Raw genomic sequence first — 8088 nt, 5'->3', positions numbered from 1 at the left:
ATCACTTATCACTTATCACTTATCACTTATCACTTATCACTTATCACTTATCACTTATCACTTATCACTTATCACTTATCACTTATGTAAAGTTTAACATGCTAAAATAAAGATAGCAGTTTGATATAGAAATCAAATTGCTATCTTTATTTTAGCACTATCTTCAATATTTTATTTAATGATACTAGTTTGTATATTGTTTACACTGCACTTCAATAATTTTATCTTATTTTTCCTCTTCTTTAGGAGGTGCAATTATCAATCCTATAGAATGTATTTTACGCCCTTCTCTTGATGGGTTATTTTTTAAAGGTTCTAGTATATCAGCAATCTTTCTAGTTACTTCAGTTATTTCTTCTAGATTAGCATATACTGGAAAGACAGAAAAACCAGAACCATCTTTTAAAATATCTTTTTCTTCTCTTTTAGCGTAATCATAAAACTCCTTCATAAATACCATCATATATTGAGTAAACAGCTGTACATATGCTTCTGCTGAGTTTTCATTTATCATTTTTTTTGCATCATCATCAATATCTGACTTAACAGCATATACTTTTTCAACAGTTCCTCTTATTTTATTTTCTTCAATTACCTTTATAATATTATCCTTTAACATTTTATCAAGATAACGATAAAGTGTGGCTTGTGATATATCCTTAAACTTCTCTCCTAATTGCTTTGCTGTAGTTTGCTTATTTGAATAAATCTCAAGTAACAACCTGCACTTAACTGGATTTATAAAGCAATCCATAAGTTTTTCATTCATATTATACTACCTCCCCATTATTATCATTAAGATAATATTATCATGTTGATAATATTTAATCAAGTCTATTAAAAATTTTATACAAACAAATAATACTCAAAAAATAAAAAAAGCCCTTGAATTATTTACATAATTCAAAGACTTTATATCTCATGATTTAATACTAAGCTAATTTTGCTTTAGCAACTTCTGCTAATTTAGCAAATCCATCTGGATCTTGTATAGCCATTTCAGATAACATTTTTCTGTTAACTTCAACACCAGATAATTTTAATCCATTCATTAATCTTGAATAAGATATTCCATTCATTCTAGCTGCTGCATTTATTCTTTGTATCCAAAGTTTTCTGAAGTCTCTTTTCTTTAACTTTCTTCCTATATAAGCATTTTTTAATGCCTTCATTACGAATGTATTTGCTGGTCTATATAATTTGCTTCTAGCTCCTCTGAATCCTTTTGCAAGTTTTAATATTTTTTTATGCTTCTTACGAGCGTTCATAGCTTTTTTAACTCTTGCCATCGTTATGACCTCCTTTTATATCCCTCTTCTATAGTTATTATTTATAATCCGTATCCTATCCTAGTATGGTAATAATTGTGCTATTCTCTTAGCATCTCCATCACTTACTAGAGTTGATTTTCTTAAGTTCATCTTAGTTTTTGCAGATTTTTTAGTTAATATATGTTTTTTATAAGCTTTAGCTCTCTTTAACTTTCCTGTTCCTGTTTTCTTTAATCTCTTTGCTGCACCTCTATGAGTTTTCATTTTAGGCATGACAAATTCCTCCTCTCAGTTAATCATCTATTTTTTGGGATCTATAATTACAACCATATTATTACCCTCAAATGCAGGGGCTTTTGTTGGTTCTCCAAACTCTTTTATTATATCTAAAAACTTTAACATAACTTCTCTTCCTATATCCTTATGTCCTAGTTCTCTACCTCTAAATCTAAGTTCGACTTTGACTTTATCCCCTTTTTTAAGGAATTTTATAGCATTATTAGCTTTCGTATTTAAATCATTTTGTTCAATACCTGGTCTAAGTCTTACTTCTTTTACAACTATAGTCTTTTGTTTTTTCTTAGCTTCTTTGTCTTTTCTCGCTTGCTCATATCTAAACTTTCCATAATCCATTATCTTACACACTGGTGGATTTGCATTTGGCGAGATTTGAACCAAATCTAAGTTTTTACTAGTAGCCATTGCTTGAGCTTCTTTAGTAGGCATTACTCCAAGTTGTTCACCTGTAGGTGAAAGGACTCTTATTTCCTTGTCTTTTATTTGTTCATTGATTGCTAATTCTTTGCTAATTGTAGGACACCTCCAAATTTTTTATAAAATATAAAATAAAAAGCGGATGACATAATCATCCGCAATATAAGTTACCAAATTTAAACAAGCTTAAATTACTACTAAGCTTTAACTTATATTTACCTTACTAACCCTCGGCGTAAGGTGAGAAGCGGACTTCTTCTTTGTTTTATTCTTACCCTATCCACTATATCATTTTATCAAATTTTTTGCAACTATTTTTTTAAGTTTAATAAATTTTTACTAACTTAACTGCTTTTTTATTTAAAATTGCACATATTTATTATAAACTACATATTATTTGTATTTAATTTCTTCTTCCTAATACTTATTATATGCTCGTACCATTTATTTTGCCCTCATTTTCCAAAATTTAATTTAAAAAATTCAAACTTCAACTTTAAAATCTTTTATTACCCTATCACTCTATATAATAAATACTTAAAAACACTTCTTTAGCCAATTTTATACTGAATACTTTACTTTACATCCTTTAATATCCATATTATAGATTTTTCATCATTTCAATTTTATCTTGATTTGTCATATTTTTTTAGTATATAAAGGTAATTTGCACATATTCATAAATGACTTTTTCCAGTTAAATTTATGAATTTATTTTTATTTAGATTACATGTATATTTTTTCCATAAAAAATAAATAATAAAATATAGTAAATATGGAAAATATAAAATTGATTAACAATAATTAATTACCTGAGGTGTGAATATGAAAATGCTAAACAACTTTTTTAAAAAAATTAACAATCCAGTTCCTGTCTTTGCACAGACAAAAATGGAAAGAGAAAATCAAACAGATGATTCGCTTTCTACAAAACCAAAAACTACATTTAGAGATGTAGCTGGATTAGACGAAGTAAAAGAAGAACTATTTGAAATAGTTGATTTTATGAAGTCTCCACAAAAATATCAAAAAATGGGTGCAAAAATACCTAAAGGCGTATTATTTTATGGTCCTCCAGGGACAGGAAAAACATTACTTGCATCTGCTGTAGCTGGTGAAACAAACTCATCATTTTTCAATGTTACAGGTTCTGAGTTCGTTGAAAAATATGTAGGTGTAGGAGCAAAAAGAGTAAGAACTCTATTTGAAAAAGCTAGAAAAGAAGCTCCAAGTATAATATTTATAGATGAAATAGATGCTGTAGGAGCAAAAAGACATCTTGAAAGCAACAATGAAAAAGACCAAACGTTAAACCAACTTTTAGTTGAAATGGATGGATTTAATAAAGACTCCAATGTATTAATAATAGGTGCTACCAATAGACTTGACTTATTAGATGAAGCTTTACTTAGACCAGGAAGATTTGACAGACACATTCATATAGGTGCACCAAATTATCACACTAGATTTGAAATTCTAAAGGTACATACAGATGACAAGCCTATAGACAAATCTGTAAATCTAGAACTTTTAGCTAAAAAAACTCACGGTTTCAACGGAGCCCATCTTTCAAATATAGCAAATGAAGCAGCTATATTTGCAGTTAGAGATGACAGTGAATATATTACAGCAGAACACTTCGACAAAGCACTTGAAAGAGTTATTGCAGGATTAGAATCCAAAAACTCTTCATTAGTTGAAAAAGAGAAAAAGATAGTAGCTTATCATGAAGCTGGACATGCTCTTGTAAGTGATATAGTTGGAATTTGTCCTATACAAAAAATATCTATAATACCTAGAGGACAAGCATTAGGTTATGTTCTTCAATTACCTGATGAAGATAGATATATTTATACTAGAGATGAATTGGTTGGAAAAATAAAAATATTACTTGCTGGAAAAGCATCAGAAGAACTAATATTTAATCATAAATCTACAGGAGCAAAGGATGACTTAAAGAAAGTCACTGAGATAGCTAACCAAATGGTTTGTGAGTATGGTATGAGTAACTTAGGATTTATGACTATTGATGGAAATGATAAGACTTTCTTATGTGATAAAGTTCAAAAGGAAGCTAATCGTATAGTTGAAAGTTGTTATAAAGAAACTTTAGAGATGTTAAAGGATAACCTTGAAGATTTACATTCTGTTTCTAAATTCCTATTTGAAAAAGAAACTATGACTCATGAAGAATTAAAAGATTTGATAGGAAAAGAAGCTGTAAATTAGTTTGATAATATTTTAAATAATTTCTACATCAAAATTAATAATTATTTTAAAAAGAATTTAAATATTTTGAGATGATAGGTATTGAGGCTGTAGGTAGATTTGTGTAGAAACAAATTTACTTACAACCTCTTTATTATTTTTTTGTTTATTATCTTTCATTCTGTTATTAAATATTGACTCTACTAACCTTATTGATTTAAATTTACTTTCTATTTTTTTGTTTTTGATATCTTTTTAAATAAACAATACATTTTTCTCATAAAAGCTAGCAAATTTTTTTGAGTATTCGTCACAAAAATTTTACCTTACTGTAATTATCTTCCTGTAAACATACGGTTAACATTACTATGATATTGTTTTGTATATAAATACCAATAGACTAATATATAAGACACTAATGAAAAGTAAATTTTAAATGTTAAACACATAAATAATACATATGAGAAGGGGAACATATCATGAATAAAAAATTAAATGCAAAAATTATATCTACAGGAATGGTTATGACTACACTTGTTACAGGAGTTGCTCAGGCACAAGAAACTGCTCAAGGTAATACCAATATAGAAAAATCTGAAAAAACAGCACAACCTAAAAGTAGAAAAGAAATTAAAACTAGTAGTACTACATATAGTCAACTAGCTGATTTTCTTTTACAATCAGCTAAATCATATAATTCTAATATAGATAAAAAGAAAATCATGTCTGGATACGAAAATAAAGAAAATCAAAAAGTTAATAGACTAGATGGTCTTATCATGATAAGTAGAGCTTTTGGAACTTTATCCGCTCCAAAAGGTCAAAATGAAAGAGTGGCAGAGAAAAATGTAAGTTTTACAGATATACCTGCTTCTGCTAAGTCTGATATAGACAACTTAATAAATGGTGGAGTTATGGTTAACACTAAAGACAAAAAACTTCATGGTAGTGATGTTATGACTGTAGGAGAAGTTGACACTATGGTTAGACGTATCTGGGCATTTAAAGGTAGTAATCCAAAAGATGATTTTTATAATTTTGTAAATAAAAAGGCTTTAGAGGAATCAAAACTTCCAAGTGACGAAACAGTATCTGGTGGTTATGTTGATATTGAAAATGAGAATACAAAAAAAATTAATGACATTATTAAAAAGATAGTAGAAGGAAATCATAAAAAAGGTAGTGAAGAACAAAAGATTAAAGATTTCTACCTTAATATACTAGACATGAAAAGCAGAAATGAACTTGGAAATAAACCAATAAAAAAATATCTTGATGCTATAGATAAAGCAAAGAATGTAAAAGAACTTAGTGATATTCAAAAAAAATCACTTGAAGAAATAGGAACTGGTGGTTCGGTTGGTCTTTTTTTAATGAAAGATAATGTAGATGAAGCAAAGTATGCTTTATATATAGGAACAATGGCTGATACACATTTATTTAGTTCATATTCAAATGATGAGACAATAGAAAATAGCAAAACATTTTTTAAAAAGCTGTTAATTTTAAGTGGAGAAAGTGAGGCACAAGCTAGTAAGCATGTTGATGAGTATATAAATTTTGTAAAAAAAGTATCTGGAGGTGAAGAAGGTGTTGACAAGAGGATGACTTTAAAAGAGATAGAAGAAAAAATGCCAAATTTAGAATTGTCTAAAACACTTACTGCTGCTGGCTATACTAATCTTCCTAAAGAAATCAAGGTAATGAATCCAAAAGATTTAGAACTATTTAATAAGGCATACACTAATAATAATTTAGAAGCTTTAAAAACTCTTTTTAAAATAAAACTGTCTGAAGAAAATGCACAATTTTTAGACCAAAAATATCTAAATGTTTGGACTGACAATGCTAATCCTGGTGCAGATGCTTCGCAAAGTAAAATAACTGAAAAAGATGCAGCAGCATTAACATCTGAAAAGTTCAGTTCATATATTGGAAAATTATTTGTAGAGAAATATTTTCCTGAAAAATCAAAAAAAGACGTTGAAGATATGGTTAAATCTTTTGTAGAATTATATAAAGAAAGAATTAAAAAACTTGACTGGATGAGTGAAACTACCAAAAAAGAAGCTATAAAAAAACTTGATAAAATGACATTTGTCGTTGGATATCCTGATAAATGGGAATCTGATGCAGAAAATGTAGACATTAAAAGTAAAGAAGATGGTGGAAATCATTTTGATAATATAACTGCTTTTAAACTTGCACGTCTAAAAAAAGATGCTGAAAATACAGGTAAAGTAATACCAAAAGATAGATTTGGACTAGCAACATTTACTGTAAATGCAGTGTATGGAATGTATGATAATGCAATGACTTTCCCTGCAGGTATTTTACAAGCACCTTTATATGACCCAAATGCATCAAGAGAGGAAAATCTAGGTGCAATAGGTGCAGTAATAGGACATGAAATTTCTCATGCATTTGACAACAATGGAGCCAAATATGATTCAAGTGGGAAAGAACATGATTGGTGGACTAAGGATGATTACAGAGAATTTCAGGAACGTTGTAATGATGTAGTTAATTTCTATGATGGATGGGAAATAGCTCCAGGTGTAAAAGCAAATGGTAAGATAAGTTTAGGTGAAAATATTGCAGATATAGGTGGTGTAGGAGCTGCCTTGGGAATTTTATCAAAAATGGAAAATCCAAATTATGATAAGTTCTTCAAGAGTTATGCAGAGTCATATATTAGATTATACACAAGAGAATATGCAAAGAATTCTACAGGAGATGAGCATAGTCCAAATACTTTAAGAGTAAATCGTGTCTTATCAAATTTCGAAGAATTCTATAAAACGTATAATATAACAAAGAATGATGGTATGTATGTAGCTCCTGAAGATAGAGTAAATTTATGGGATAATCTAGATACTAATGTAAAATCTAAAAAAATGACTGGAGATGACAGATTTGAAACAGCAGTAAAAGTATCTAAAGAAGGCTGGAAAACTTCAAATACTGTAATACTTGTAAATGGTACTGATAAGCACTTAGTAGACGGATTATCAGCTACACCACTTGCAAATACAAAAAATGCACCAATGCTACTTTCTAATGGAAGTAATGTAGATAAATCAACAATGGATGAAATTAAAAGATTAAAAGCATCTAATATAATAGTTGTAGGTGGAGAGGCTTCAATCTCTAATTCAGTCGTTAACCAACTAAAAGGTGTTAATAAATCTATGAATGTAAAAAGAATAGGTGGAAAATCAAGATATGAAACGTCTTTAAATATAGCTAAAGAAATGTCTGGTAATAACAATATTGATACAATATATGTAAGTGCTGGAGATGGAGAAGCTGATGCACTATCTATTTCATCAGTAGCAGGAAAAAATAACTCTCCTATAATACTTACACAAAAAGATGGATTAGATAAAGACGCATATGATTATATTAAATCTAAAAAAGTAAAAACTTCTTACTTTATAGGTGGGGAAACTAAAATCTCTCAGAAAGCTATAGAGCAAATTAATAATATAACTTCAAATGATGTCTCAAAAAACAGAATTGCTGGAAATGACAGACAAGAAACTAATGCTCGTGTTATTGAACGTTTCTATAAAGATAATAGCATAAATGGTGTGATATTAGCTAAGGAAAATAATCTGATTGATGCTTTATCAGTAGGCCCATTTGCATCAAAGGAAAATATGCCAGTTGTAATAGCCACAAATAGTTTAAATAAAGAACAAGAAAATATATTAGATAAAAAGAACTCAGAAAAGGTATATCAAGTAGGTGGTGGTATAAAATTATCTGTACTTAATAAATTAAGACTCTTATTAAACAAATAATATAATATAAATAAAAAAATATCCTATAAATATATATTTACTGAATTAATTACAAGTATTCAAGAAAGTATTCTCCATTTTGAATTTGA

The 8088-nt window shown here is 28.6% G+C and carries 6 protein-coding genes and 1 other annotated feature; of the genes, 2 read left to right on the top strand and 4 right to left on the bottom strand.

Annotated features, from left to right (window positions below; genetic code table 11):
- Positions 1–226: 226 nt before the first annotated feature.
- The 4 genes from KGF36_RS12895 to infC all read right to left on the bottom strand — a co-directional run bounded on the left by KGF36_RS12895 (position 227) and on the right by infC (position 2081).
- Entirely contained in the window at positions 227–769 is a 543-nt protein-coding gene (locus KGF36_RS12895; protein WP_227828694.1) for a hypothetical protein, read from the bottom strand.
- 163 nt (positions 770–932) lie between these two features.
- Complete coding sequence (gene rplT, locus KGF36_RS12890; protein ID WP_227828695.1) at positions 933–1289, bottom strand: 50S ribosomal protein L20; 357 nt, start codon at positions 1287–1289, stop codon at positions 933–935.
- Between the two features lie 60 nt (positions 1290–1349).
- A complete protein-coding gene (gene rpmI, locus KGF36_RS12885) occupies positions 1350–1544 on the bottom strand; it encodes a 50S ribosomal protein L35 (RefSeq protein ID WP_003418222.1) in 195 nt (64 codons plus the stop codon).
- Between the two features lie 27 nt (positions 1545–1571).
- A complete protein-coding gene (gene infC / locus KGF36_RS12880) occupies positions 1572–2081 on the bottom strand; it encodes a translation initiation factor IF-3 (RefSeq protein WP_227828813.1) in 510 nt (169 codons plus the stop codon).
- A gap of 28 nt (positions 2082–2109) precedes the next feature.
- Positions 2110–2252 (bottom strand) — a sequence feature (ribosomal protein L20 leader region).
- A 558-nt stretch (positions 2253–2810) separates the two neighbouring features.
- Here infC and KGF36_RS12875 point away from each other — a divergent pair.
- Positions 2811–4214: an ATP-dependent metallopeptidase FtsH/Yme1/Tma family protein gene (locus KGF36_RS12875; RefSeq protein ID WP_227842703.1), complete on the top strand. Its 1404-nt coding sequence runs from the start codon at positions 2811–2813 to the stop codon at positions 4212–4214.
- Positions 4215–4672: 458 nt separating this feature from the next.
- Complete coding sequence (locus tag KGF36_RS12870; RefSeq protein ID WP_227828697.1) at positions 4673–7999, top strand: cell wall-binding repeat-containing protein; 3327 nt, start codon at positions 4673–4675, stop codon at positions 7997–7999.
- Positions 8000–8088 lie beyond the last annotated feature (89 nt).

The sequence above is a fragment of the Clostridioides sp. ZZV14-6009 genome, assembly GCF_020658095.1.
In the GTDB taxonomy this organism is placed as follows: domain Bacteria; phylum Bacillota; class Clostridia; order Peptostreptococcales; family Peptostreptococcaceae; genus Clostridioides.
The sequence above is the reverse complement of the archived record's forward strand: the minus strand, read 5'-3'. Positions and strand labels throughout refer to the sequence as shown.

Coding starts and splice junctions, on each gene's coding strand:
- KGF36_RS12895 (WP_227828694.1), bottom strand. CDS start 769: ATGAATGAAAAACTTATGGATTGCTTTATAAATCCAGTTAAGTGCAGG.
- rplT (WP_227828695.1), bottom strand. CDS start 1,289: ATGGCAAGAGTTAAAAAAGCTATGAACGCTCGTAAGAAGCATAAAAAA.
- rpmI (WP_003418222.1), bottom strand. CDS start 1,544: ATGCCTAAAATGAAAACTCATAGAGGTGCAGCAAAGAGATTAAAGAAA.
- KGF36_RS12875 (WP_227842703.1), top strand. CDS start 2,811: ATGAAAATGCTAAACAACTTTTTTAAAAAAATTAACAATCCAGTTCCT.
- KGF36_RS12870 (WP_227828697.1), top strand. CDS start 4,673: ATGAATAAAAAATTAAATGCAAAAATTATATCTACAGGAATGGTTATG.